The 23,835-nt window shown below is 68.1% G+C and carries 21 protein-coding genes and 1 riboswitch; of the genes, 4 read left to right on the top strand and 17 right to left on the bottom strand.

Annotation, left to right across the window (positions count from 1 at the left end):
- Window positions 1-891, top strand: coding sequence for a potassium-transporting ATPase subunit C (locus IBX18_RS17575; RefSeq protein ID WP_194834693.1), 891 nt, complete (start codon window positions 1-3; stop codon window positions 889-891).
- A gap of 398 nt (window positions 892-1,289) precedes the next feature.
- Here the strand turns inward: IBX18_RS17575 and IBX18_RS17570 are convergent, their stop codons facing one another.
- The 4 genes from IBX18_RS17570 to IBX18_RS17555 all read right to left on the bottom strand — a co-directional run bounded on the left by IBX18_RS17570 (window position 1,290) and on the right by IBX18_RS17555 (window position 6,960).
- On the bottom strand, window positions 1,290-1,697 hold the full coding sequence (locus tag IBX18_RS17570; protein ID WP_194834692.1) for a VOC family protein: 408 nt from the start codon (window positions 1,695-1,697) through the stop codon (window positions 1,290-1,292).
- A gap of 402 nt (window positions 1,698-2,099) precedes the next feature.
- Window positions 2,100-4,238 carry a glycogen debranching N-terminal domain-containing protein gene (locus tag IBX18_RS17565; protein WP_373889198.1) on the bottom strand — a complete coding sequence of 713 codons (2,139 nt, stop codon included), beginning with the start codon at window positions 4,236-4,238 and terminating at the stop codon, window positions 2,100-2,102.
- Window positions 4,235-5,335: a glycosyltransferase family 4 protein gene (locus IBX18_RS17560; protein WP_194834937.1), complete on the bottom strand. Its 1,101-nt coding sequence runs from the start codon at window positions 5,333-5,335 to the stop codon at window positions 4,235-4,237. The genes IBX18_RS17565 and IBX18_RS17560 overlap by 4 nt, the downstream gene beginning before the upstream one ends.
- Before the next feature lie 536 nt (window positions 5,336-5,871).
- Window positions 5,872-6,960 (bottom strand): winged helix DNA-binding domain-containing protein, encoded by a 1,089-nt coding sequence (locus tag IBX18_RS17555; protein WP_194834690.1) that lies wholly within the window; start codon window positions 6,958-6,960, stop codon window positions 5,872-5,874.
- Window positions 6,961-7,039: 79 nt separating this feature from the next.
- Here IBX18_RS17555 and IBX18_RS17550 point away from each other — a divergent pair, with 79 nt between their 5' ends.
- Entirely contained in the window at window positions 7,040-7,336 is a 297-nt protein-coding gene (locus IBX18_RS17550) for a hypothetical protein (RefSeq protein ID WP_107658429.1), read from the top strand.
- A 16-nt stretch (window positions 7,337-7,352) separates the two neighbouring features.
- Here the strand turns inward: IBX18_RS17550 and IBX18_RS17545 are convergent, their stop codons facing one another.
- The 9 genes from IBX18_RS17545 to IBX18_RS17505 all read right to left on the bottom strand — a co-directional run bounded on the left by IBX18_RS17545 (window position 7,353) and on the right by IBX18_RS17505 (window position 14,488).
- The gene (locus IBX18_RS17545; RefSeq protein WP_194834689.1) at window positions 7,353-7,784 is read right to left on the bottom strand and encodes a carboxymuconolactone decarboxylase family protein; all 432 of its coding nucleotides are present in this window, start codon (window positions 7,782-7,784) and stop codon (window positions 7,353-7,355) included.
- Between the two features lie 81 nt (window positions 7,785-7,865).
- Complete coding sequence (locus tag IBX18_RS17540; RefSeq protein ID WP_306796299.1) at window positions 7,866-9,404, bottom strand: PstS family phosphate ABC transporter substrate-binding protein; 1,539 nt, start codon at window positions 9,402-9,404, stop codon at window positions 7,866-7,868.
- Window positions 9,405-9,498: 94 nt separating this feature from the next.
- The gene (locus IBX18_RS17535; protein WP_194834688.1) at window positions 9,499-10,560 is read right to left on the bottom strand and encodes a PHP domain-containing protein; all 1,062 of its coding nucleotides are present in this window, start codon (window positions 10,558-10,560) and stop codon (window positions 9,499-9,501) included.
- Between the two features lie 5 nt (window positions 10,561-10,565).
- Window positions 10,566-11,147 (bottom strand): dihydrofolate reductase family protein, encoded by a 582-nt coding sequence (locus IBX18_RS17530; protein ID WP_194834687.1) that lies wholly within the window; start codon window positions 11,145-11,147, stop codon window positions 10,566-10,568.
- A 64-nt stretch (window positions 11,148-11,211) separates the two neighbouring features.
- The gene (mutM, locus tag IBX18_RS17525; protein WP_194834686.1) at window positions 11,212-12,072 is read right to left on the bottom strand and encodes a bifunctional DNA-formamidopyrimidine glycosylase/DNA-(apurinic or apyrimidinic site) lyase; all 861 of its coding nucleotides are present in this window, start codon (window positions 12,070-12,072) and stop codon (window positions 11,212-11,214) included.
- A 1-nt stretch (window position 12,073) separates the two neighbouring features.
- Window positions 12,074-12,787, bottom strand: coding sequence for a ribonuclease III (rnc, locus tag IBX18_RS17520; RefSeq protein WP_234391158.1), 714 nt, complete (start codon window positions 12,785-12,787; stop codon window positions 12,074-12,076).
- A gap of 22 nt (window positions 12,788-12,809) precedes the next feature.
- Window positions 12,810-12,992, bottom strand: a complete 183-nt coding sequence (gene rpmF, locus IBX18_RS17515) for a 50S ribosomal protein L32 (protein ID WP_014987105.1) — start codon at window positions 12,990-12,992, stop codon at window positions 12,810-12,812.
- A gap of 2 nt (window positions 12,993-12,994) precedes the next feature.
- Window positions 12,995-13,663: a DUF177 domain-containing protein gene (locus IBX18_RS17510; protein ID WP_194834685.1), complete on the bottom strand. Its 669-nt coding sequence runs from the start codon at window positions 13,661-13,663 to the stop codon at window positions 12,995-12,997.
- Between the two features lie 78 nt (window positions 13,664-13,741).
- Window positions 13,742-14,488, bottom strand: coding sequence for a DivIVA domain-containing protein (locus tag IBX18_RS17505; RefSeq protein ID WP_107658440.1), 747 nt, complete (start codon window positions 14,486-14,488; stop codon window positions 13,742-13,744).
- Between the two features lie 248 nt (window positions 14,489-14,736).
- Between IBX18_RS17505 and IBX18_RS17500 the strand changes: the two genes are divergently transcribed.
- Complete coding sequence (locus IBX18_RS17500; protein WP_147144379.1) at window positions 14,737-15,255, top strand: GtrA family protein; 519 nt, start codon at window positions 14,737-14,739, stop codon at window positions 15,253-15,255.
- 65 nt (window positions 15,256-15,320) lie between these two features.
- Here the strand turns inward: IBX18_RS17500 and coaD are convergent, their stop codons facing one another.
- From coaD to IBX18_RS17480, 4 genes are all read right to left on the bottom strand, one after another.
- Complete coding sequence (gene coaD / locus IBX18_RS17495; RefSeq protein ID WP_135232514.1) at window positions 15,321-15,806, bottom strand: pantetheine-phosphate adenylyltransferase; 486 nt, start codon at window positions 15,804-15,806, stop codon at window positions 15,321-15,323.
- A gap of 59 nt (window positions 15,807-15,865) precedes the next feature.
- The gene (rsmD, locus tag IBX18_RS17490) at window positions 15,866-16,417 is read right to left on the bottom strand and encodes a 16S rRNA (guanine(966)-N(2))-methyltransferase RsmD (protein ID WP_194834684.1); all 552 of its coding nucleotides are present in this window, start codon (window positions 16,415-16,417) and stop codon (window positions 15,866-15,868) included.
- Complete coding sequence (locus tag IBX18_RS17485; RefSeq protein WP_194834683.1) at window positions 16,414-19,818, bottom strand: pyruvate carboxylase; 3,405 nt, start codon at window positions 19,816-19,818, stop codon at window positions 16,414-16,416. The genes rsmD and IBX18_RS17485 overlap by 4 nt, the downstream gene beginning before the upstream one ends.
- 115 nt (window positions 19,819-19,933) lie before the next feature.
- Window positions 19,934-20,809, bottom strand: a complete 876-nt coding sequence (locus IBX18_RS17480; protein WP_194834682.1) for a glycosyltransferase family 2 protein — start codon at window positions 20,807-20,809, stop codon at window positions 19,934-19,936.
- Window positions 20,810-21,107: 298 nt separating this feature from the next.
- A riboswitch (cobalamin riboswitch) is annotated at window positions 21,108-21,247 on the top strand.
- Between the two features lie 181 nt (window positions 21,248-21,428).
- Here IBX18_RS17480 and metE point away from each other — a divergent pair.
- Window positions 21,429-23,744, top strand: a complete 2,316-nt coding sequence (gene metE, locus IBX18_RS17475; protein WP_194834681.1) for a 5-methyltetrahydropteroyltriglutamate--homocysteine S-methyltransferase — start codon at window positions 21,429-21,431, stop codon at window positions 23,742-23,744.
- Window positions 23,745-23,835 lie beyond the last annotated feature (91 nt).

The following is a 23,835-nucleotide window of genomic DNA, read 5'->3' as shown; positions in this document are numbered from 1 at the left end:
ATGCGCCTCTCCACTTGGGTCCGGCAGCACCTGGCCGCGTTGCGTGCGCTGCTCGTGCTCACCGCGATCACCGGAATCATCTATCCCCTGGCGGTTTTCGCGGTTGCGCAGCTGCCCGGGTTGCACGACAAGTCGGACGGGTCGTTGCTCTCCGTCGACGGCAAGCTCGTCGGTTCCAGCCTGATCGGGCAGTCGTTCACCGACGCCGACGGCAAGGCGCTGGTGCAGTACTTCCAGAGCCGTCCGTCCGCGGCGGGCGAGCACGGGTACGACCCGATGTCCACCTCCGCGTCGAACCTCGGTCCGGAGAGCATTATGGACACCCTCGACGCTGACCCGGACAAGGCGAAGCTGAGCCTGCTGTCCACCGTGTGCGCACGCAGCAAGGAGGTCGGCGACCGTGAGGGGGTCGACGGCGCCCGGCCGTTCTGCACGAAAGATGGTGTCGGGGCGGTGCTCTCGGTGATCGGGCCGCGTGACGCCGACGGTGAGGTCTCCCATCCCACACAGGTGGTGAGCGTCAACGAGGCGTGCCCGGCTACGCCGTTCCTGGCGACGTACAAGGGTGTGCGGGTCGAATGCGCCGAGCCCGGTGCGGATTACGCGGCCGGCCGGATCGTCCCGATCTTCGGCGACGCCACCGTCGATACCCCGGTCCCCACCGACGCGGTCACCGCCAGCGGCAGCGGACTGGACCCGCACATCTCACCCAGGTACGCGGACCTCCAGATCGCGCGAATCGCCAAGGCTCGCAACATCTCTGAGGACGACGTGCGCCAACTGGTAGACGCGCACACGTCCGGCCGTACCCTCGGCTTCCTCGGCGAACCCCGCGTCAATGTGGTCGAGCTGAATCTGGACCTCGACCAGCGCTACCCGTTCCGCGCCTGACCTGACGAGCGAGAAGGCCGGTGACACGTAGTCACCGGCCTTTTCGCATTCAGCCTGACCGCCGGGGCACACGCGGGCCCACTCGCTGTTCACCGCCACCAAGTCCCGTCGATCATCAGCTACCCCGCCGAACGGGACACCATGGCGCGCCCACTCGACGTTCGCCGCCACCAAGTCCCGTCGATCATCAGCTACCCCGCCAAACGGGACACCATGGCGCGCCCACTCGACGTTCGCCGCCACCAAGTCCCGTCGATCATCAGCTACCCCGCCAAACGGGACATCACGGCGCGCCCACTCGACGTTCGCCGCCACTATGTCCCGACGATCATCAGCTACCCCGCCAAACGGGACATCACGGCGCGCCCACTCGAGATTTGCCGCCGTCACACGCGAATTCAGCCCTCTTCTTGGATGTTCGGGCGAGGTCCGAGGGGAAGTAGCGGCGCACGGGCGGTCAGGCAGAACGGGTGACCGGCCGGGTCGAACAGCACCCGCCAAAGCTCCGGTCCCGGTTGCACATCCGCAATCCGCGCCCCCAACCGGACAGCCTCGGCCTGCGCGTCGTCCAGGTCATCCACCCGCAGATCGAGATGGATGTGGCTCGGCGTCTCGCCTGCGGGCCAACTCGGCGGCTGGTAGTCCGGTACCGTCAGCGCACACAGCGACCCGCGCTCGGTGTGTACCACGGCCAATTCCGATGTGCGATAAACAATCTCACCATCGAGGAGGGCGGCCCAGAACACCGCGAGCTCCTCCTTGTCCGAGCAGTTCAGGGTGATCAAACTCAACTGAGCGATAGCCACCCCTCGATCCTACGGCCGGACAACGCAAATGGACGGCCGCGAGAACCGGTTCGACCCAGCTGGCTCAGGGGTGGCCTGAGCGAGCTGGGCCGAGCAGCGCCGGTGGGCGCGAGAACCTCAGGGCTCAGCCGACTTCGGCGTGGTCGAAGTAGTAGGCCGCGGCTGCCAGGTATTGGCAGCAGTCGGGGCCGTGGCCGGCGTGGGTACTGCGGACGAACTGGGCGAGCTCCATGTCCAGATCCATGGGCTCGATAGTGCAGTCGCGGTGCTGTGTACTCCACAGGTCCCGCATATCCCGCGATGTCTGCATCGTGCACCTCCAGCCTGCGTTGTCTATCAGCCTGAAATGCTTACACCCGGGGGGTACCCCGATGCGGGGTAGTTCATACCAAGATCGGGAATTCATCGGGTGACCAGTTGCCAATCGTCGGGTAGTCGCGCGGCGGTCACCTGGGCGCCCTCCACCTCGAGATCGATGGTGATCGGACCGAGGCGCAACGCGGCCAACGTGATTCGGCCCCACTCCGGCGGCACCAGCGGCCGCACGGTGATGGTGCGGTTCGGCACGTCGGGGTCGAGACCGAGGAACGAGCGCACCAGCAGCAGCGGTGCGGCACTCGCCCAGGCCTGCGGTGAGCAGGACGTCGGGTAGGGCACCGGGGTCGGGAACCGCGAGCGCGGGAAGCCGCAGTAGAGCTCGGGTAGTCTGCCGTCGAAAGCCGTTGCCGCGTCGAGCAATCCGGTCGCCAGCCGGGTCGCCAGGTCGACCGCGCCCGGCACGTGACGGTAGCGCAGCAGACCGGCCACCGCGATGGCGGTGTCGTGCGGCCAGACCGAGCCGCAGTGGTAGCTCATCGGGTTGTAGGCACCCATCTTCGTGGACAGCGTGCGCAACCCGAAACCGCTGTCCATCTCCGGGCCCGACAGCCGCCGCACCAATTCGGCGGCGTGCGCGTCGCTGGCGATGCCGGACCAAAGACAGTGCGCCGTATTGCTTGTCAGTGCGTCGACCCGGCGCTTGCCCTTGTCGAGCGCGACGGCGTACCAGCCGCGTTCGGGCAGCCAGAACTGCTCGGCGAACTTGCCGCGCAGCTCCGCCGCCTGATCACGCAGCTCCGCCGCCCGGCGCGGATCGTCGAAGGCCTCGGCCAGCTCGGCGCGGGCCAGCAGCGCGGCGTGCACATACCCCTGCACCTCGCACAACGCGATCGGCGCCTCGGTGATATGGCCCTGCAGATCGTTGATGCCGTCCCAGCTGTCCTTCCACCCCTGGTTGACCAGGCCGCGGTCGGTGGCCCGCCGATACTCGACGAACCCGTCGCCGTCCCGGTCGCCGTAGTCCTCGATCCAGCTGAGTGCCGCGTCGGCGGCGGGCAGCAGCTGCCGGATCGCCTCCGCATCCGCGCCCCAGCGATAACACTCGGCCAGCAGCATCACGAAAAGCGGTGTGGCGTCGACGGTTCCGTAATAGATGTTGCCGCCGAGCACCAGCCCACCGGCCGGACCGCGGCGCATCTCGTGCATGATCCGCCCCGGCTCCTCCTCCGTGAGCGGATTCACCGTCTGCCCTTGCAGTTCGGCGAGCTGCTGCAGCGTCCCGAGCGCCAGGTCGACCTCGAGCGGCAGCGCCATCCAGGCGGTCAGCAGGCTGTCGCGGCCGAACAGGGTCATGAACCAGGGCGCGCCCGCCGCGACGAACGGCCTGCTGTCGCCGGAATCGTCGTGAATCTGCAAGGCGCCCAGGTCACTTTCGGTGCGTCGGAGCACCTGGGTCAGTTCCGGATGCGAGGCGGCGATGTCGGTGGCGGTGTGCCGCCAGGCCTCGATCTTGCGCCCGGGCGCGCTGACTCCGTAGTGCTCGCCGGGGGCCAGCGACACCTGGAACCGCTGGTTGCCCAAGGTGGGCTGGGCGGTGATCTCGGTCTGCCAGCTCGCGCCGACGGGGACCACGACCTTCCACACCAAAGTGCCGGGCAATACGGTGGGTTCGACGCTCGCGGAGACCGAGAGCCCGCGCATGCGATCGGCGCGATCGTGGAACAGGAGCTCCCCCTCGGCCACCGTCACCTCGGCTCTGCCGTGTCCGGCGCGGCCCTCCTTGACCGCGAAGAGGTCCACGAAATCGGCGTCGACATGCAGCTCGAGGGTGACCGCCGTCGGCTCGCGCCCCATGTTCTCCAGGGTGAGCACCTCGTGCATGCCGTCGGCGACGATCCGCTCGCGTACCACCAGCAACGTGCTATCGGCCAGCCCGGCCGTCGGCGGTCTTCGCAGCACGAACCGCGCGGCGAACGCCTCCGGGCTGAGCACCGAAAGCGGTTCGGGCAGATGGCCGTCCACCAGCAGTTCCCATCGGGACACGACGCGCGCGTCCCGGAAGAAGAGCCCGTGCGGGCGGCCCGGCTCGACATCGCCGAGCCGGTTCGACAGACAGAAGGTGCCGCCCTCGACCAGCGTGACCGAACCCGCTCCACCGAAACCCGTCGGCTCACCGGAGTTCAGTGGAGCGGGGCTGAGCGCGGCGGTCGGATCCGCCGTCACGCGAGTCCGCTCGCCGCGACGGGCACCGGCACCATCTCGTCCTTGCGCCATCGGTAGTCGATCCGTTTCCGCGGCCGCATCAGCTTGCGATAGACCTGCTCGTAGCCGCGCCCGAGCGTATCCGAACCGAAATTCTCCTCGACGTGCTTGCGGCACGCCGACGGATCCATTGTCTGCACCTCGGCGATGGCGGCGGTGAGTTCGGCGGGGTCGTCACAGATGCGGCCGGTGACCCCATCGACGATCACCTCGGCTACCGCGCCGCCGCGTAGCGCGACGACCGGTGTGCCGCACACCATGGACTCGATCATCACCATGCCGAAGGGTTCCTCCCAACGGATCGGGAACAGCAGACATTTGGCTCCCGCCAACAGTTTCCGCTTCGCGGCGGCATCGGCGAGGCCGAATACGTGATCCTGGTCGGTCAGCAAAGGACGTACCTGCTCTTCGAAGTATTTGAGCTCGGGCGGTTCGCTGCACTTACCCGCCAACACGAGCGGGATGCCCGCGGCGTGCGCGGCCTCCAGCGCCAGATGCGGCGCCTTGCACTCGCTGAAGCGGCCGAGGAACAGCGCGTAGTCGTCCTTGTCGGCACGGAACGGCCACTCCTCAGGATGCAGAGCATTATGCACTCGCCCAGCCCAATTCAAATCGGGGGCCAGCTCCTGCTGCCGGTCGCTGATCGCGACGAGCGAGACATCGTCGCCCATTTCCCGGTAGTACTCATAGCATTCGCCCTCGACCGGGCCGTGCACCGTGACCACGGTCGGCAAATCAAGTTCCCTATACGCGGGGGCGTTCAGCGGGCCCGCGAAAGTGTGCTCGTGTACGAGATCGATGGCGCCGTCCGCAGCGAGTTTCTCGATCGCCCGTCGGGCGCGCAGCGCGTGTAGCACCTCGGGGAAGGGTTCGCCGAGCCGCTCGGGGCAGATGCGGTCCCACAGCGGAACGAATTTCGCCTTGGTGCCCGGTTTGCCCGCGCCGAGCAGGGTCACGTCGTGGCCTCTGGCCACCAGCGAGTCGACCAGATCCGCGACGACGGCTTCCACGCCTCCGTAGGCCTTGGGCGGCACGTCGAAGTACGGGGGGACAACCATCGCGATACGGAATCGGGTTCCGGCGTGGTCGATCGACAGCAGATCGGAGGACACCGTCTGCGCCGACGTCGGCAAGTGGCTCACGCCACCGCGCTCGGCACCATCATTCGCCAGGGCTACCGCATCGCGGATTCGATCGCTTCGCTGACTCATGACCGCACCTCACCGGTGCTCGACTCCGCCAGGACATTGATGGCGGCTGGGTTCGTTTTTCGCTCGCTACGCGCGCTCATCGACCCTCCTTCCAAGAGGCACAACCGTTAGCTCTCGCATCCACCCAGTGCTTCGGAGCACCGGGCGCCGAACTCGAACTGGTGGCCGCCTCAGCGGAGGTGAAGCTCAGCCGCACCGCCGTCCACAGGGCTTGGTTGGCCTGGTCGCCGATTTCTCGACCAGGGGGGCCGCCAGTGATGTACCTCACCACGGCACTCTCAAACCATGCAGTCGGATACGTTGCTGATCGATTGCCGAGATCGGCAGGTGGGAGCCGCCTTTGCCGATCGCACCCAACATGTCCACCGGGGTGGACAGCAAGCTCAGCCCTCGATCACGATCTTCCCGTCCTGCCCCGGCACCACGAACGGCAGCAGCCGCTCGGCCTCGGCGCGCAGCGCCTCCTCGTCGGCGGCCGACAGCGGATGCCACGGCGTGACCCGAATAGTGGTGTCGTCCAAGACCCACCGACCGTGCACGAACCCGTCGACCAGGTACATCGGCACGCCGCCCGAAGCCTCCTTGGCGATGCGCTGCCGGTCTTCCTCGCTGATGATCCTGCGCCGGTCCTTGTGGCCGAGCAGCGCGTTGTCGAACGCGGGCAGGAAGCGCACCGGCACCGGCAGATTCGGGTCGGCCAGCGGCGCGTCCGGCAGGTCGAACAGCACCCGGTGCTGGTCGTCGGTGAAAACGCGTAGGCGGGTGCGCATCTCGTCGACCACCTCGGCCAGCCGGGTGACCCCGGCCCACGCCTGCATGTCGGCGACGGTGGCGGGCCCGAACGCGGCCAGATAGCGCAGAATCATGGTCTCCGCCTGCGGCGTCGTCGCCATCGGCGCACCGATCCATTCGTCGGCAAGCGCGACGGTAACCGAGCGGTTGCGCCACTTGCCCCAGGCGCCGGTCACCGGGCTGTGCACCATGGGCACCAACAGCTCCACCGACTCGGCCAGCCTGCGCGGGTTTCGGCCCGGAAAACGCTCGCCGAGTAGCTGTCCGAGGTCGGACCGGGACCGGATACTGCCCGAGAGCAGCTCCCGTCCCGCGGCGGCCAGCTCGTCCAGATCCAGGCCTTCGATCTCGTCGCGGTAGTAGGGCGCCTGCAGCGCCGCGTGCACCACCGGGCGCACCGTGGGGCGCAGCCAGCGAAAGTCGTCCGCGTCGGCGAGGTGCACCGTGCGGCGAATCATGGCGGAGCGCACCAGCTTTCGCTCACGCAGCAACGCGGCCAGGTCGTCGTGCCGGAACTCCGCGAGCCGGGTCCACAGCCCGACATAGGGCCAGTTCGGTTCCTGCCCCTGCACCGCGACCAGATGCCGGACCAACTCCAACGGTGTCATCGCGACCCGCTGCGCCAACATCTGACGCACCAGCAGGGTTCGGTTCAGCTCACGCAGCGATAGTTCCGTCATGAGGCCATCTTCGCCGATACCACCGACAGAACGGGGCCTTCCGCCGGTAACCGCGCATACGTATACATACAATTAATCCATGTTCGATCCCCTTACCCTGGCCGTCGGCGCAGGCATCCTCGGCCTCGGCTGGGCCCTCGGACGGTACGGCCACCTCGGGGCGGTGGGCGGCAAGGCGCGGCGCAGCGCCGCGAAGTGCGGCTGCGGCCACGACCTCGCCATCCACGATCCGCAGGCCGGGGAGTGCCACGCGGAGGAACGGCGGTCGGTCGCGCCCGCGACGTGGCAGTGGGTGCGCTGCCCGTGCCGGCGGTACACCGGGCCGCTGCCGGTCGAGGACTACTTCACGCGGCCGTTCCTGCCGCCGACGGACTGAGGCCGAGCAACCGGCGTCAGCCGGCGTCGGGCTGCATCCGCAGCGGCACCCCGATCCTGTTCCACAGGTTGATCATCGCGGTCACCCCCACCAATCCGGCCCTGGCCCCTTCGTCGAAATGCTTCTCCACGTCGGCCCACACCGCGTCGCTCACCCCGTGCTCGCCGAGCTTGGTGACCGCTTCGGCGTAGGCGAGGGCGGCGCGCTCGGCGTCGGTGTAGAGCGCCGACTCACGCCAGGCATCGAGCTGGAAGATGCGCTTTTCAGTTTCCCCGGCCAGGCGGGCGTCGGTGGTGTGCAGGTCGATGCAGTACACGCAGCCGTTGATCTGCGAGGCGCGAATCTTGACCAGCTCGCGGACCACCGGGTCCAGCGGGCCGCGGCGAATCGCGCCCTCGGCGGCGAACCACGCCTGGTACAACTCCGGCGCAACCTCTGCGAGCTTCATCCGTGACACGGTGTCGTCCTTTCGTCGGTGTGCTCTCCTACACCAATGGGACGAGGCAGCCGTCGGAAATGTGACACGCGGTCACGAATCGGGCAGGCACCTGGCCGGATCGGGCAGCTCGCCGCACGGCGCATTGCCGTGTGCCCGGAGCACGTCCTTGCCGGCCTGATCGACCAGGTAGTGCAGGAAGGCCGCCGCCAGCGAGTCACCGGGCAGCTCGCCGTGGCTGTAGGCGTATTCCACGCCCCAGAACGGGTACGTGCGAGCGATGGCCGCGTCGCGACCCGCGGTGACGCCGTTGATCGCGACGGTCGCCAGTTCGGCCGCCACCGCCTCGGAGTACTCCGAATAGCCGATGGCGCCGGGGATTTCGCCGACCGCCTTCTGCATGTCCTTGGTCACCTGAACCTCGCAGTGCGTCGCGGCGGACAGCACCGTGCCCTTGATGGCGATGCAACTCACATGCGGACGATCGGGTTGACTTCCGCCGAGTAGCCTGCGCTCGAACGTATTTCGAGAACCGGAGCCCTGGATCCGATTCACCAGCACCACCGGCAGATCCGGCCCGCCCACCTCACGCCAGTTGCCGATCCGGCCTTGATAGAGGTCCCGGATCTGCGCCTCGGTGAGGCTCGGTACGCCGACCCCCTTGTTGACGATCATGCTGAACAGCGACAGCGCCAGCGGGCGGTGCACCAGGGCTGGGTATCCGCTGCCCTTCGGTCCGTCGCTGATGGCCAGCAGTCCCGCGTTGTCCTTGCCCTCCTCGGCCAGCCGGTCCAGCCCGCGTTCGGTGCCTTCGAAGGCGAACGCGAATTGCGCTCCGGTGCAACGCGTACCGTACTGTTCGGCGGCTGCTCGGACGACCGGCGCGAAGGCCGACGATCCGACCACGGTGAGCTTGCCCTCGGCACATTCCAGCGGCGTCGGCGTGGGCTCCAGTGCGTTGACGATCAATTGGACGATGATCACCAGCACCAGAAAGATGGTCAGCCCCAACATCATTCGGGGAATGCCCGTGCGGCTTCGGGTTTCCTGGATACGCCCGCCTTTGATGCCGCCGGTCAGCACCGGCACCGGGTACTCCCCCGTGCCCTCGGAGCGCTGCAGGATGGCCAGGATCTTGTAGTGCTCACCGCGATCCAGCGGCACCTTGGGCAGATCGATGACACCGATGTGCCCGGCCATGTCCTCGCGCACCGCGATGCCGGAGTCGCGATCCAGATTGTCGGCCAGCCCGGGATCGCTGAGCTCGGTCACCGCCATGCCGATGACCAGACGCTGCGGGAACCGTAGGTGCAGGCCGATCCGCGCGGGATCGGGCGCCTTGTAATCGTGGGTGTCGATGTCGGTCGCGCCGCTGTTCTCGATGCGCACCAAGACAACCGAGAGATCCTTCAGATCCGGACTCGCACCGTCCAGCGAGGGACGCAGCTGCGGCAGCACGCCGGGAAACACCGAGGCGACCTCACCGGTGACGGGCGTGTCCATCTGCACGCGGTAGCCGAGCCGCTTGCGCCCGACGAGCACGAACTCGTACAGGAACGCGCCGATCGGCACCGCGATACCGACGACGGCCAGCACGATTTCGACCGGAAACTCGCCCAACGGCCCGCCCACCCCCACCTACTCTGTCTGGCAACCATTCTCAGCGGCGATCGCGGCAGATCTCCGGCCCGGCACGACTATTCGGCAACAGTTAACCGGACGGCCATCAGGCCTCGTGCACCTCGGTCCAGGCGAGCAGGTCGGCCAGCGGCCAGGTGTTGATGACCCGCTCGGCCGCAACACCATTCGCGACGGCGCGCTCGCAACCATAGCCCTGCCAATCCAACTGGCCTGGGGCGTGCGCGTCGGTGTCGATGGAGAAGTAGCAGCCCATCTCGATCGCGAGCTGGATCAGCCGGGACGGCGGGTCGCGGCGTTCCGGCCTGCAATTGATCTCGACGGCGGTGCCGTAGCTCCGGCACGCCTCGAACACCATCTCCGCGTCGAAGCTCGACTCGGGCCGGGTACCGCGGCCACCGGTGACGAGCCGGCCCGTGCAGTGGCCGAGCACGTCGACGTTGGGGTTGGCCACCGCGTAGACCATCCGCTTGGTCATCGTCGCGCTGTCCGCGCGCAGGTGCGAGTGCACGCTGGCCACCACGATGTCGAGTTCGGCGAGCAGATCGGCCTGCTGGTCGAGGGTGCCGTCGTCGAGGATGTCGACCTCGATGCCGGTGAGGATGCGAAACGGCGCCAAGCGATCGTTGAGCTCGGCGACCACGTCGAGTTGCTTGCGCAGCCGGTCGGCGGACAGCCCGTTCGCAACGGTCAGGCGCGGCGAATGATCGGTCAGCGCACAGTATTCGTGCCCCAGCGCCGCCGCGACACCCATCATCTCCGCGATCGGGCTACCGCCGTCGGACCAGTCCGAATGGGTGTGCAGGTCGCCGCGCAGTTGGGTGCGCAGCGGTTTGCCGGGGGCGCCGATCGGCTGTGCCGCGTTGCGCAGGTCGAGCAGGTACTGCGGCACCCGGCCTGCGTACGCCTCCTCGATGACGGCGGCGGTCTTCGGCCCGATCCCGGCGATCTCGCGCCAGCTGTGCGCCGCGCGGTGGCTTTCGCGCTCCTCATCGGGCAGCTCCGCGACGATATCGGCGGCCCGGCGGTACGCCTTGACCCGGTACGTCTCGGCCCGCGAGCGTTCCAGCCAGAAGCCGATCTCCCGCAGTACCTCCACCGGGCCCGGCGTGGCCGCCGGGTCCGTTGTGCTCGAATCGTCTGCCGCCACAGCGGTTATCGAATCCTGCAGTACTTCATGAAGGCCACTCCGTCCTCGAACACCCGACTGGTGATCACCCGGAACTTGGCCGCATCGGGCAGCCTGGGGCCGGAGCCGAACAGCGACCGGCCGCGGCCGAGCAGGACCGGGTACAGCTTGAGGAAGATCTGGTCGATCTCGGGCAGCAATTCCTGGGCGAGCTCCCCGCCGCCACACAACCAGATCCCGAGCCCCTCGGTGCGCTTGAGCTCGCGCACCTTGCTCAGCGGGTCACTCGCGATCAGCTCGACGTCGGGATCCGGATTCTCCGGCAATGTTGTCGACACCACGTACTGCTTCAGATGCGAGTACGGGCTCGACGTCCCGGTGCGCACCCCGAAGTCGTGGGTCTTGCGTCCCATCAGCACGGTATCGAAGTACCGGTTGCGCTTGTCGATACCGAGCGACTCACGCACCTTGGTGGGCAACGTCTCCGGATATTGCGCCGCGATCGCAGGCCCGTGGTCGCCGCCGACCGGGAAGAAATCGACCGATCCGTCATCGGTGGCGATGTAACCGTCGATCGTCGAGGCTACGTAGTAGGTGAGCTTGCGCATGTGTCCTTCCTCCACGGCCGGACCGACTTCCCGAACCGCCTACAAGAAAGGTAACTCGCGCCCGCTAACGACCGCGAGGCTTCGGTTGGCACCGCGGGCAAGAAAACGAGGAACGATTCATGAATTTTTCCCGCTGAACAGGCGCTCCGCAGCGACGGCACGGTTCGTCCTCGCGGCCGTAGACGGCAAGGGAGCGTTCGAAATAGCCGGACTGGCCGTTGACGTTCACGTACAGCGCGTCGAACGACGTGCCGCCCGCGGCGAGCGCTTCCCCCATCACCGCGCCGACGTCGGCGAGCAGAGCGCGTACGGCAGGACGGGACAGGCCCGAGGCGAGCCGGCTGCCGTGGATCTTCGCGCGCCACAACGATTCGTCGGCATAGATGTTGCCGATGCCGGAGATCACGCTCTGATCGAGCAGAACGCGTTTGATCTCGGTCTGTTTGGCGCGCACCGCGGCCACCACGGCTTCGGGGTCGAAGCGAGGATCCAGCGGGTCGCGGGCGATGTGCGCCACCGGTTCCGGCACCAGGGTGCCGTCCACCTCGACCAGCGGTGCGAGCGCCCAGCCGCCGAAGGTGCGCTGGTCGACGAAGCGCAGCTGGGTGCCGTCGCCGAGGGTGGCACGGATGTGCGCGTGCTTCTCCAGCGGCGCGTCCGCGGGCTGCACGAGCATTTGGCCGCTCATGCCGAGATGCACGACGAGCGAGGTGTCCGGCTCGTCGAAGGTGAGCCAGAGATATTTCCCGCGCCGCTCGGCGGACGCGACCTTCAAACCGGTCAACCGGGCGGCGAGATCGGCGGCGCCCTCGAGGTGCCGGCGCACCGAGCGGGGATGGGTGATCGCGACCGACTCGATGACGCGACCGACCACGTGTTCGGCGACGCCGCGCCGGACGACCTCTACCTCGGGGAGTTCGGGCACGTCAGGCTTCGGCGGTCAGCGCCTGGTAGGCGGTGCCCGCGGCCTTCTGCTCGGCTTCCTTCTTGGAGCGGCCGACGCCCTGCCCGTAGGCCCGGCCGCCGATCACGGTGGTCGCGGTGAATTCCTTGTCGTGATCGGGGCCCGTCGAGGTGATCTCGTAGCTGGGCACGCCGAGGCCACGCTCGGCGGTGAGCTCCTGCAGGCTGGTCTTCCAGTCGAGGCCGGCTCCCATCCGGGGACCGCGCTCGAGCAGGTCGGCGAACAGCCGCAGCACCACCTCGCGCGCGACGTCGATGCCGTGCTCCAGGTGTACCGCGCCGAGCAGCGACTCCATGCCGTCGGCGAGGATGCTCGGCTTGTCCCTGCCGCCGGTGAGCTCTTCGCCCTTACCGAGCAGCAGGTGCACGCCGAGGCCGCCCTCGCCGAGCTGGCGCGCCACCTCGGCGAGCGCGTGCATGTTCACCACGCTCGCGCGCAGCTTCGCCAGTTCGCCCTCGGATTTGTCCGGGTGCTCGTGGTAGAGCCGCTCGGTGATGCTCAGTCCGAGGACGGAGTCGCCGAGGAACTCCAGGCGCTCATTGGTCGGCAGCCCGCCGTTTTCATATGCGTACGACCGGTGCGTCAGCGCCAGGCGCAGCAGCTCCGGCTGCACCTCGACGCCGAGCGCGGCGAGCAGGCTCGCGTGTCCACCGGACGAATCGGGTTCATCGCTCACGTCGATACGACAGGTTGAACTGTTAGACAGCCGCCGTGACCTGACGGCCCTTGTACGTGCCACAGGACGGGCACGCGATGTGCGGCAGGGTCTTCTCACCACAGGCGCGGTTCGGGCAGGTGATCAGGGTCGGCGCGGTGGCCTTCCACTGGCTGCGCCGCGACCTGGTGTTGGAACGGGACATCCGGCGCTTGGGAACGGCCACGACTACTTCTCCTCTGTCATATTGCTTGCCATTTCGGCTGACTGGTCTGCTGCGGTGGCCGCACCCTCGTCGGGGCTGCCGTTGCCGGGCGATGCGGTGGCAAATTTCGCCAACCCGGCCCAGCGAGGGTCAAGTATCTCATGCGAGTGCTCAGAACCCGCAATCGCCATCCGCACGCCACATTCCGCGCACAGCCCCGCGCAGTCCTGCGTGCACAGCGGCTGCAGCGGCAGCTCGATGCCGATCGCGTCGATGATCACCGGTTCGAGGTCGATCGTGTCGTCGATCATGCGGTAGGAATCGTCGTCGTCGGTGGTCTGCTCGGTGGTGCTGTCCGGGTAGGCGAACAACTCCGTGAGGTAGATGTTCACGCTGTCGGTGAACGGCTCGAGGCAGCGTGAGCACTCGCCCTCGATCGGCGCGGACACCGTTCCGGTGACCAGCACACCTTCGGAAACCGCCTGCAGCTGCAGATCGAGCACGACCTCGGCGCCGACCGGGACGCCGACGAGGTCGAGCCCGATCCGCTCGACGGTGGTGAGCGTGCGATGGAGCTCGCGCATCGTCCCGGCCCTGCGGCCGAGGCTGCGGACGTCCAGCACGAAGGCCGCGTCGGGCTCTCGGCGCGTGGCCGAGTCCTTACGCGGGGCAGAACCGGAACCGGCGGGCATCACGAACTCACTTCACTATCGGGGGAATGGGCAACCACACCACGATACGCGAGGGGTCCCGCCGACCTCAAACCGGCTCTAGCGGCGGTAGTCGGCGGCGTAGTCGGGTGCGCCCGCCCCGGAGCGGAGCTGGTGGCGGCCGCGGCCGACGGTGCGCAGGGTGTTGCTCAGGGTCTCCTCGAAGTCGGCGAGCTTGGAGTCGACGTAGACGTCGCATTCCTCGCGCATCCGGTCGGACTCGGCGTGTGCCGCGTCGATCACCCGCGCGGATTCGGCGTGCGCGGCGCGCACCACCTCGGTCTGCGCGACCAGGCGGTCCCGCTCGGCCTCGCCCTCGGCAACCGAACGATCGTAGGAAGCCTTGCCCGCGTCGATCATTCGCTCGGATTCCAGGCGGGCGCGGGCGGTGACGGCCTCGAATTCGGCGTTGCCGTCGGCGACGACGCGGTCGGCCTCGGCCTGGGCGGTGGCCACGAGGTGATCGGCGTGCGCGCTGGCCTCGGCGACCATCCGGTCGGCGTGCGCCTTGGCGTCGGCGAGGATGCGGTCGGCCTCCTCACGGGCCGAGCCGATGGTGTGCGCGGCCTGTTCGTTGGCGCTGGTGACGGTCACCTCGGCGGCCGATCGGGCGTCCGAGACGATCTTGTCCCGGATGTCGAGCACGTCCTGGGCATCGTCGAGCTCGCCCGGCAGTGCGTCACGCACGTCGTCGAGCAGTTCGAGCACGTCACCGCGCGGCACGATGCAGCTGCGGGTCGGCGGGATGCCGCGCGCCTCCTCGACGATGGCGACCAGCTCGTCGAGGGCTTCGAATACGCGATACATGCTGACTGACCCCACTCTCCTACGACTCTTCGGCGAACTGTCCGCCGAGCCCCAGTGTGCCCCTCATCACGGCCTGTGCCGAGTCACCCTCCGGTGTGTCGTCGCAGTGTCTTGCACGCCACACAAATCAAGTGGAGGATCTGTCTCCGCTTCGTGTTATCGTCGATACGAAGATCGACAAGGTCTTCGGACGAGCGCAGGCCCCACCGGGACTGCGGGAACAAGGCTCATGTTCGATCGGAAAGCCCATGACTGTTCTGGATCTACAGAGATCGGCGGGAGTTAGCACCACCAGCTACTTCATGCCGTGGGTAGGCCCATACCCTGCGTTGCAGACGGCTCCGGCGTCGGCGCGGTTCGAGCAGGCGATGGCGTACCTCCGCGGCGACCGGGCCTTCGCCCAGCTGATCCGCTTCGCCCTGGTCGGTGGGTCCAGCAATATCGCCTACGTGCTGCTGTTCTTCGCGATGCACGGCGTCGGGCCGCTGCTCGCGAACGTGGTCGGCTCGATCGTCAGCACCGTGATCGCCAACGAGCTGCACCGCCAACTCACCTTCCACGCGAGCGGCCGAGTCGGCTGGTTCACCGCACAGTGGGAAGGCGGCGGGCTGGCACTGGTCGGACTCGCCATCACCACCGCGTGCCTGGCCGCCCTGGACGTCTGGGCGCCTACCATCGGCGGACCGGCAGAGGCCACCGCCATCCTCGGCATCACCGCGGCCGTCGGCGGCATGCGCTTCCTGGCACTACGAGGTTTGGTCTTCTGAACCTCCTCGAGTGAGGGGAATCAGCCCCGGTCCCAAGGTTTTCGGACCGGGGCTGATTTGCGTTCTCAGCCTTTGCGTTCGGCCAGGCGGTCGAGCAGACGCTTGTGTACCGACGGGGGCAGCATGTCGACGACGTCGCCGCCGAAGGACGCCACCTCCTTGACCAGCGAGCTGGACAGGAAGCTGAAGGTGGGGTTGGTGGCGATGAAGAAGGTGTCCACGCCGGAGAGCTTCCGGTTCATCTGGGCCATCTGCAGCTCGTAACCGAAGTCGGTCGCGTCGCGCAGGCCCTTCACGATGGCCGTGACACCCTGCTGCTTGGCGAAGTCCACCAGCAGGCCGTACCACGACTCCACGCGGACATTGGGCAGGTGAGCGGTCGCCTCGCGCAGCATCTCCATGCGCTCGTCGACGCTGAACATGCCCTGCTTGTTCTTGTTGATCATGACGGTGACAACAACCTCGTCGAACTGGGCCGCGGCCCGGTTGAAGACGTCGATGTGACCGTGGGTCACGGGGTCGAAGGACCCGGGGCACAATGCTCCTGCCATGGTCAGACGCTATCGTGCGGGACCGGCGGGCACCACAGAGGGTGCACAAGACCACATCGCTAGTCGAAAGTCGCCATCTCGATGCGCGTTTCGCCGTACTTGCGCGGCTTCATCGCCGAATAACCCACGGGCCATTCGATTTCCGGCGATCGGCTGGATCGCTCGACCACGACGAGCGCGTCCGGTCGCAGCCAACCAGCGGCCAGCGCCCGCAGATCGGCGAGCACGGCGTCGGTGTCTACGGCGTAGGGCGGGTCGGACAGCACCAGATCGAATTCGCCCGCACCACTCAGTTGCAGCACGCTCGCCACCGTGCCGACGCGCAGTTCGGCGCCGGGCAGCCCGAGGTCGGCGATATTGCCGCGCAGCACCGCAGCCGCCTTGCGATCGGACTCGACCAGCAGTGCGTGCGCGGCGCCACGGGACAACGCCTCCAGCCCGAGCGCGCCCGACCCCGCGTAGAGGTCGAGTACCCGGACGCCGTCGAAGTCGATGCGCGCGTCGAGCGCGCTGAACAGCGCCTCGCGCACCCGGTCGGAGGTCGGACGGGTGCCGGCCGGCGGCACCCGCAGCCGCCGCCCGCCCGCCGTTCCGGCGACGATCCTGGTCATTCGCCCGCGGACTCGCGCACGGCCAGCTCGATCAGCAGATCGCCACCCTCGACCTGCTGCACCGGACCGATCGCGACCCGGCCGACGGTGCCGGCTCGCGGCGCGGTGATCGCGGCCTCCATCTTCATCGCCTCGATGGTGCCGACGGTGTCTCCGGCCGCGATCGCGTCGCCTTCCGACACCGCCAGGGTCACCACACCGGCGAACGGCGCGGCGATATGACCCGCGTTGCCCTTGTCGGCCTTCTCCGCGGCCGGGACCTCACTGGCGATCGACCGGTCGCGGATAGCGACGGGGCGCAACTGGCCGTTCAGGATGCACATGACCGTGCGGATGCCGCGCTCGTCCGGCTCGGAGATCGCCTCCAGGCCGATGAGCAGGGTGACGCCCTTCTCCAGCTGCACCCGGTGTTCATCGCCTTGGCGCAGCCCGTAGAAGAACTGGTTCGCCGACAGGCCCATGGTGTCGCCGTATTTTTCCCGGTGCGCGTTGAATTCGGCCGTGGGGCCGGGGAAGAGCAGCCGGTTCAGCGTCGCGCGGCGCTCGGCCGAGGTGCCCGCGAGCCCGGCTTCGTCCTCGGCGGTGAGCGGGGTCTCCGGCTTCGCCTCGCCGCGCCCGGCCAGCGCGCGGCTGCGGAACGGTTCCGGCCAGCCACCCGCCGGGGTGCCGAGTTCGCCACGCAGGAAACCGATTACGGAGTCGGGGATGTCGTAGCGGCCGGGGTCGGCGGCGAAGTCCTCGATGTCGACGCCGGTGCCGACCAAGGCCAGCGCCAGGTCGCCGACCACCTTGGACGACGGGGTCACCTTCACCAGACGGCCCAGCAATCGGTCCGCCGCAGCGTATTTCGCTTCCACTTCCTCGAACCGATCGCCGAGGCCGAGGGCGATGGCCTGCTGGCGCAGGTTCGACAGCTGACCGCCGGGGATCTCGTGGGTGTAGACCCGCCCGGTCGGGGCGGGCAGCCCGGACTCGAAGGGCGCGTACACCTTTCGCAGCGCTTCCCAGTACGGCTCCAGGTCGCACACGTGCTGCAGGTTCAGGCCGGTGTCGTACTCGCTGTGCGCGGCGGCCGCGACGATCGCGGAAAGCGCAGGCTGGCTGGTGGTTCCGGCCATCGCGGCGCTCGCACCGTCCACCGCGTCGGCGCCCGCCTGCCAGGCAGCCAGGTAGGTGGCCAGCTGACCGCCGGGGGTGTCGTGGGTGTGCACGTGCACCGGCAGGTCGAAGTTGCTGCGCAGCGCGGTGACCAGGGTGGCGGCCGCGGGGGCGCGGAGCAGCCCGGCCATGTCCTTGATGGCGAGCACGTGCGCGCCCGCGTCCACCATCTGCTCGGCCAGCTCGAGGTAGTAGTCCAGCGTGTAGAGCGTTTCGTCCGGGTTGGACAGGTCGCCGGTGTAGCTCATCGCGACTTCCGCTATGGCCGTGCCGGTTTCGCGCACCGCGTCGATGGCCGGGCGCATCTGGTCGACATTGTTGAGCGCGTCGAAGATGCGGAAGATGTCGATGCCGGTGGCGGTCGCCTCGGAGACGAACGCGCGAGTCACCTGCTCCGGGTAGGGCGTGTAGCCGACGGTGTTGCGACCGCGCAGCAGCATCTGCAGGCAGATGTTCGGCACCGCCTCGCGCAGCGCGGCGAGGCGCTCCCACGGGTCCTCGTACAGAAAGCGCAGCGCCACATCGTAAGTCGCGCCGCCCCAGGCCTCGATGGACAGCAGCTCCGGGGTCAGCCTGGCCACGTGCCCGGCGACGCCGAGCAGGCCGTTGGTGCGCACCCGGGTGGCCAGCAGGGACTGGTGCGCGTCCCGGAAGGTGGTGTCGGTGACGCCGACCGCCTTCTGCGCGCGCAGATCCTGCGCGAACCCGTCCGGGCCGAGGCGGAGCAGGCGCTGCCGGGAGCCGTCCGGCGGCGCGACGGTCAGGTCGATCGGGGGCAGCTTGTCGTGCGGGTACACCGTGGTCGGCCGTTCGCCGTGCGGCTTGTTGACGGTGATGTCGGCCAGATAGGTGAGGATCTTGGTGCCGCGGTCGGCCGAACCACGCTGGTTGAGCAGCTGCGGGCGCTCGTCGATGAACGAGGTTGTGACCCGGCCCGCCTGGAAGTCCGGGTCGTCGAGCACCGCGAGCAGGAACGGAATGTTGGTGGTGACGCCGCGAATTCGGAACTCGGCGAGCGCACGCTGGGCTCGCGACACCGCGGCGCCGAAATCGCGGCCGCGGCAGGTGAGCTTCACCAGCATCGAGTCGAAGTAGGCGCCGATCTCCGCGCCGAGGTTGGCGCCGCCGTCGAGCCGGATGCCCGCGCCGCCCGGGGTCCGGTAGGCGGTGATCCGGCCGGTGTCGGGGCGGAAGCCGTTGGCCGGGTCCTCGGTGGTGATCCGGCACTGCATCGCGGCGCCGCGGATGCTGACGGTCTCCTGGCTGAGGCCGAGCTGTTCGAGGGTCTCGCCCGCCGCGATGCGCAGCTGCGCCTGCACCAGGTCCACGTCGGTGATCTCCTCGGTCACCGTGTGCTCGACCTGGATGCGCGGGTTCATCTCGATGAACACGTGGTTGCCGCGCTCGTCGAGCAGGAACTCGACGGTGCCCGCGCAGCTGTAGCCGATCTCCTTGGCGAAGGCCACCGCGTCGGCGCAGATGCGGTCGCGCAGTGCGGGATCCAGGTTCGGCGCGGGCGCGAGCTCGATCACCTTCTGGTGCCTGCGCTGCACCGAACAGTCGCGTTCGAACAGGTGCATCACATTGCCCTGCTGGTCGGCGAGGATCTGCACCTCGATGTGGCGCGGGTTCACCACGGCCTGCTCGAGGAAGACGGTGGGGTCGCCGAACGCCGACTCGGCCTCGCGCGACGCGGCCTCGATGGACTCGCGCAGGTGCGCGGCGTCGGCGACCCGGCGCATGCCGCGCCCGCCGCCGCCCGCTACCGCCTTGACGAAGATCGGGTAGTCCAATTCCTCTGCCGCGGCGAGCAACTCGTCCACGTCGGCGGACGGCGCGCTGGACCGCAGCACCGGCAGCCCGGCCGCCTTGGCCGCCGCGATGGCCCGCGCCTTGTTGCCCGCGAGCTCGAGCACCTCGGCGGACGGGCCGATGAAGGTGATGCCCTCGCGGGCGCAGGCCGCCGCCAGGTCCGGGTTCTCGGACAGGAAGCCGTAGCCCGGGTAGACGGCGTCGGCGCCCGCCGACTTGGCCGCGTCGACGATCGCGTCGATCGAGAGGTACGCCCGGACGGGGTGCCCCTGTTCACCGATCTGGTAGGACTCGGCCGCCTTCGTGCGATGGACCGAGTTGCGGTCCTCGTACGGGAAGACGGCCACCGTCCCAACGCCGAGCTCGTAGGCCGCGCGGAAGGCCCTGATGGCGATCTCGCCCCGATTGGCAACCAAGACTTTCGTGAACATTGGCCTAAGGTACCCGGACCCACCCGCCTCACAGACACGGAAGGGCCCTTCGCAAGCATCTTCACAACGCCGTCCGGCGGCGTTGCGAAGATGCGTTCATCCGCGCGTCACACTGTCAGATCCAGTGCATCGTGCGATGGCGGAGCCCGCCGCGGAACTGACCGACGGCGAGGCCGATCATCAGTCCGCGCTCCTCGGCAACCAATCCACGGGTGAATGGCAGACGAATCATGCGTAACAAGACTTCCGGCAGGTGAATTTCCGGCAACCCATTGTTCGGGAATTCCGCATTCAGCCGGGCGAGGCCGATGCCCCGGCTGCGTCCCTGCCGATATCCGGGACGGAAGCCCTGCCGGTATCGATAGGCGACGAGCGCCTCCGGCAGATATCCGAGACGGTATCCCTCGCGATGGGCCCGCCAGCCGAATTCGAGATCCTCGTTGGCGGCGTAGCTGGTGTCCTGGCCGCCCAGCTTCCGATACACCTCCGCCCGGCACGCCATGCTGGTCCCGATGATCACAGGTGCATAAACGCCGGTCGGCTGGAATTTGTCGGGGGTCGGGATGTTGGCGACGTGGCGCGGATTGGCCGCGTTGAGCGAATCACCTTCGACCGCAGAGCAAATCAGGTCGTACCCCTCGTCCAGGAACGCGACCATCCGGCTGATCCAATTGGAATGGGCCTGGTCGTCGTGATCGCAGAACAACAGGATCGTGCCGGCGGCTTGCGTCGCGCCGACATTACGGGCAAATGCCGCACCGGAGGTCCCCGACGCGTCCACATAGCGTAGTTCGAGGCGGCCTTGCAGCGGATGAGTTTCGATATGGAGTTTCACATCGATCGGGGATCCGTTGTCGGCTATGACGACATCGAATTCCCCCCTATAATCTTGACGCGTCAAGGCGCCCAGTTGGACATCGAGTAGATCCAGGCCGTCGGCCGTCCCGATGTAGGTTGGAATGACGATCGATACCGACCGTTCAGTCACCACGCGTACTCCTGCAATCGTTTCCCCACGCGGGAGCCCTCCCCCCGAGGGGACAACCTTAAACGCATTCCGGAAAGAGGGGCTACACCCGAGTTCCGTGGGCTTCCTCACAGACTTGGTCAAATGACCAAACAGTGATGGGCAAATGATCGAAGACGCCGCTCCCCCGCCCGGCCGCCCACCACCGCGCCGCGCGCCCTATGCTCGTAGGTGCAGCTGGTTCACTGCGGCGCGTACGAGATGGAGCCCCGTCGTCGCGCAGCGGAGTCGAGTTCGACCGCCCCGAAAGGGTGGCCGGGCGAGAGGGAACCCGGTGGGAATCCGGGACTGTCCCGCAGCGGTGAGCAGGAACGACCGCCGTCACACGCACTGGGCACGATGCCCGGGAAGCGACGGCCAGTAGGTCGGCCGCGAGGCCGGTGCCTGTGAGTCCGAAGACCTGCCAGCCGTGTCGGATACGCCGTATCCGGCGGCCACCGCCTCGTGGATCTGGGCGCGCGGTTCTACCAGTACTGATATGTCGGGCTCTAGTTCTGTCGAATCTCCTGGCGTATCGAGGTAGCCGCGCAACCCGTATGGCGTTGGCTTACGACTTCGTCGTTCGCCAAAGGGCGCTGCGTGCATGATCGCTCGCTGCGCTCGCGAATGGCACCAGCACTGGAGAGACAACGTGACTGTTGTAAATCAGACACCGTTCACCGCAACGGTTCTCGGGCTACCTAGGGTCGGACCGCGGCGCGAGCTCAAGCGGGCCACCGAGGCCTACTGGGCGGGCAAGATCGACGCCGACCGGTTGCACGCCGTCGCGCGCGAGCTGCGCCACGCCCAGCTCACCGAATTACAAGCGGCAGGCCTGGATTCGATCCCGGTGGGCACCTTCTCGTACTACGACCAGGTGCTCGACACCGCCCAGCTGCTCGGCGCACTGCCGCAGCGGGTCGCCGGGATCGCCGAGCCACTGGACCGGTACTTCGCCGCCGCCCGCGGCACCGACACGGTGGAACCGCTGGAGATGACCAAGTGGTTCGACACCAACTACCACTATCTGGTGCCGGAAATCGGCCAGGACACCGTGTTTTCGCTGAACCCGGCGAAGCTGCTGGACGAGGTGCGCGAGGCGGCCGAGCTCGGCGCGAACGCGCGCCCGGTGGTGGTCGGGCCGATCACCTTCCTGAAACTGGCCAAGGCCACCGGCGGTGCGCCGTTGGACCGGCTCACCGAACTCGTCCCGCTGTATCGCGAGTTGCTCCGGCTGCTGGCCGAGGCAGGGGTCGGCTGGGTGCAGATCGATGAGCCTGCGCTGGTCACCGACCTCACCCACGACGAAATCGACCTGGTCCGTAGCACTTACACCGACCTGTCCGCGTCGTCGCAGCGCCCCGCGATCCTGGTGGCGACCTACTTCGGCCATCCCGACGCGGCACTGACCGCGCTGGCTGGCACCGACATCGAGGGCATCGCGCTCGACTTCACCGCAGGCACCGGCGTTTCCGATGTGGTGGGCGTTCCGGCCCTGGCGGGCAAGCTGCTGGTGGCCGGCGTGGTCGACGGCCGCAACGTCTGGCGAGCCGATCTCGACCAGGCACTGTCCACCCTGGGCACCCTGCTGGGTAGCGCTGCGTCGGTGGCGGTCTCGACCTCGTGCTCGCTGCTGCACGTGCCGTACACGCTCGCCGCGGAGACCGGGCTGGACGACCGGCTGCGATCCTGGCTGGCGTTCGGCACGGAGAAGGTGGCCGAGGTTCGGCTGCTGGCGACCGCGCTGACCGAGGGCACCGAGGCGATCAGCGCCGAATTGGCCGACGTGCGTGCGGCATTGGCGACGCGGCAGTCCGACCCCCGGCTGAACGACGCCCAGGTGCGGGCCAGGTTGGCGGCGCTCGGCCCGGACGCCAGCAGGCGTGCGCCCGCCGAGGAACGCCGTGCGCTGCAACAGGAACGGCTGCACCTGCCGCCGCTGCCGACCACGACCATCGGCTCGTACCCGCAGACCTCGGCGATCCGGTTGGCCAGGGCCGCGTTCCGCAAGGGCGAGATCGACGAGGCCGAGTACATCCGCCGGATGCGCGCCGAGGTCGCCGATGTCATTGCGCTGCAGGAGAAGCTGGGCCTCGACGTGCTGGTGCACGGCGAGCCGGAGCGCAACGACATGGTGCAGTACTTCGCCGAACAGCTCGACGGCTTCGCCGCCACCGAGCAGGGCTGGGTGCAGTCCTACGGTTCGCGCTGCGTGCGACCGCCGATCCTGTTCGGCGACGTGACCCGGCCCGCGCCGATGACCGTCGACTGGATCAGCTACGCGCAGTCGCTCACCGACAAGCCGGTGAAGGGCATGCTCACCGGGCCGGTCACCATCCTCGCCTGGTCGTTCGTGCGCGACGACCAGCCGCTCGGCGATTCGGCACGGCAGGTCGCGCTGGCCATCCGGGACGAGACGGTGGACCTGCAGGCCGCGGGTATCCGCATCATCCAGGTGGACGAGCCGGCGCTGCGGGAGTTGCTGCCGCTGCGCAAGATCGACCAGCAGGCCTACCTCGACTGGTCGGTGCAGGCGTTCCGGATCGCCACCTCCGGCGTCTCGGACGCCACCCAGGTGCACACCCACCTCTGCTACTCGGAGTTCGGCGAGGTGATCGACGCGATCGCCGGACTGGACGCCGACGTGACCTCGATCGAGGCGGCGCGCTCCCGGATGGAGGTGCTCGACGACCTCAACGCGGCGGGCTTCGACCTGGGTGTCGGGCCGGGCGTGTACGACATCCACTCGCCCAGGGTGCCCAGCGTCGAGGAGATCACCACGTCCTTGCGTGCGGCGCTGAAAGCCGTTCCCGCCGAACGGCTGTGGGTCAATCCGGACTGCGGGCTGAAGACCCGTGGGCAGGCCGAGGTGGCGGCGTCACTGCGGAACATGGTGGCCGCTGCGACGGCTGTGCGCTGATCGCTCCGGCTTTGTGAAGTTCAGCCCCCTTCGTGTTCGCGGAGAGGGCTGAACTGCACACTTGTTTATGACTGACTGGTCATTCATAATC

Source organism: Nocardia sp. XZ_19_369, assembly GCF_015355715.1.
Lineage (GTDB): Bacteria > Actinomycetota > Actinomycetes > Mycobacteriales > Mycobacteriaceae > Nocardia.
Note: the sequence above shows the minus strand (reverse complement) of the source record. Positions and strands in the feature narration are given on the sequence as shown.

What these genes read in the sequence shown, in the direction of transcription:
- IBX18_RS17575 (WP_194834693.1), top strand. Translation starts at nt 1, where the DNA reads ATGCGCCTCTCCACTTGGGTCCGGCAGCACCTGGCCGCGTTGCGTGCG.
- IBX18_RS17560 (WP_194834937.1), bottom strand. Translation starts at nt 5,335, where the DNA reads ATGGTTGTCCCCCCGTACTTCGACGTGCCGCCCAAGGCCTACGGAGGC.
- IBX18_RS17555 (WP_194834690.1), bottom strand. Translation starts at nt 6,960, where the DNA reads ATGACGGAACTATCGCTGCGTGAGCTGAACCGAACCCTGCTGGTGCGT.
- IBX18_RS17550 (WP_107658429.1), top strand. Translation starts at nt 7,040, where the DNA reads ATGTTCGATCCCCTTACCCTGGCCGTCGGCGCAGGCATCCTCGGCCTC.
- IBX18_RS17545 (WP_194834689.1), bottom strand. Translation starts at nt 7,784, where the DNA reads ATGAAGCTCGCAGAGGTTGCGCCGGAGTTGTACCAGGCGTGGTTCGCC.
- IBX18_RS17530 (WP_194834687.1), bottom strand. Translation starts at nt 11,147, where the DNA reads ATGCGCAAGCTCACCTACTACGTAGCCTCGACGATCGACGGTTACATC.
- IBX18_RS17510 (WP_194834685.1), bottom strand. Translation starts at nt 13,663, where the DNA reads ATGCCCGCCGGTTCCGGTTCTGCCCCGCGTAAGGACTCGGCCACGCGC.
- IBX18_RS17505 (WP_107658440.1), bottom strand. Translation starts at nt 14,488, where the DNA reads ATGTATCGCGTATTCGAAGCCCTCGACGAGCTGGTCGCCATCGTCGAG.
- IBX18_RS17500 (WP_147144379.1), top strand. Translation starts at nt 14,737, where the DNA reads ATGACTGTTCTGGATCTACAGAGATCGGCGGGAGTTAGCACCACCAGC.
- coaD (WP_135232514.1), bottom strand. Translation starts at nt 15,806, where the DNA reads ATGGCAGGAGCATTGTGCCCCGGGTCCTTCGACCCCGTGACCCACGGT.
- rsmD (WP_194834684.1), bottom strand. Translation starts at nt 16,417, where the DNA reads ATGACCAGGATCGTCGCCGGAACGGCGGGCGGGCGGCGGCTGCGGGTG.
- IBX18_RS17485 (WP_194834683.1), bottom strand. Translation starts at nt 19,818, where the DNA reads ATGTTCACGAAAGTCTTGGTTGCCAATCGGGGCGAGATCGCCATCAGG.
- metE (WP_194834681.1), top strand. Translation starts at nt 21,429, where the DNA reads ATGATCGCTCGCTGCGCTCGCGAATGGCACCAGCACTGGAGAGACAAC.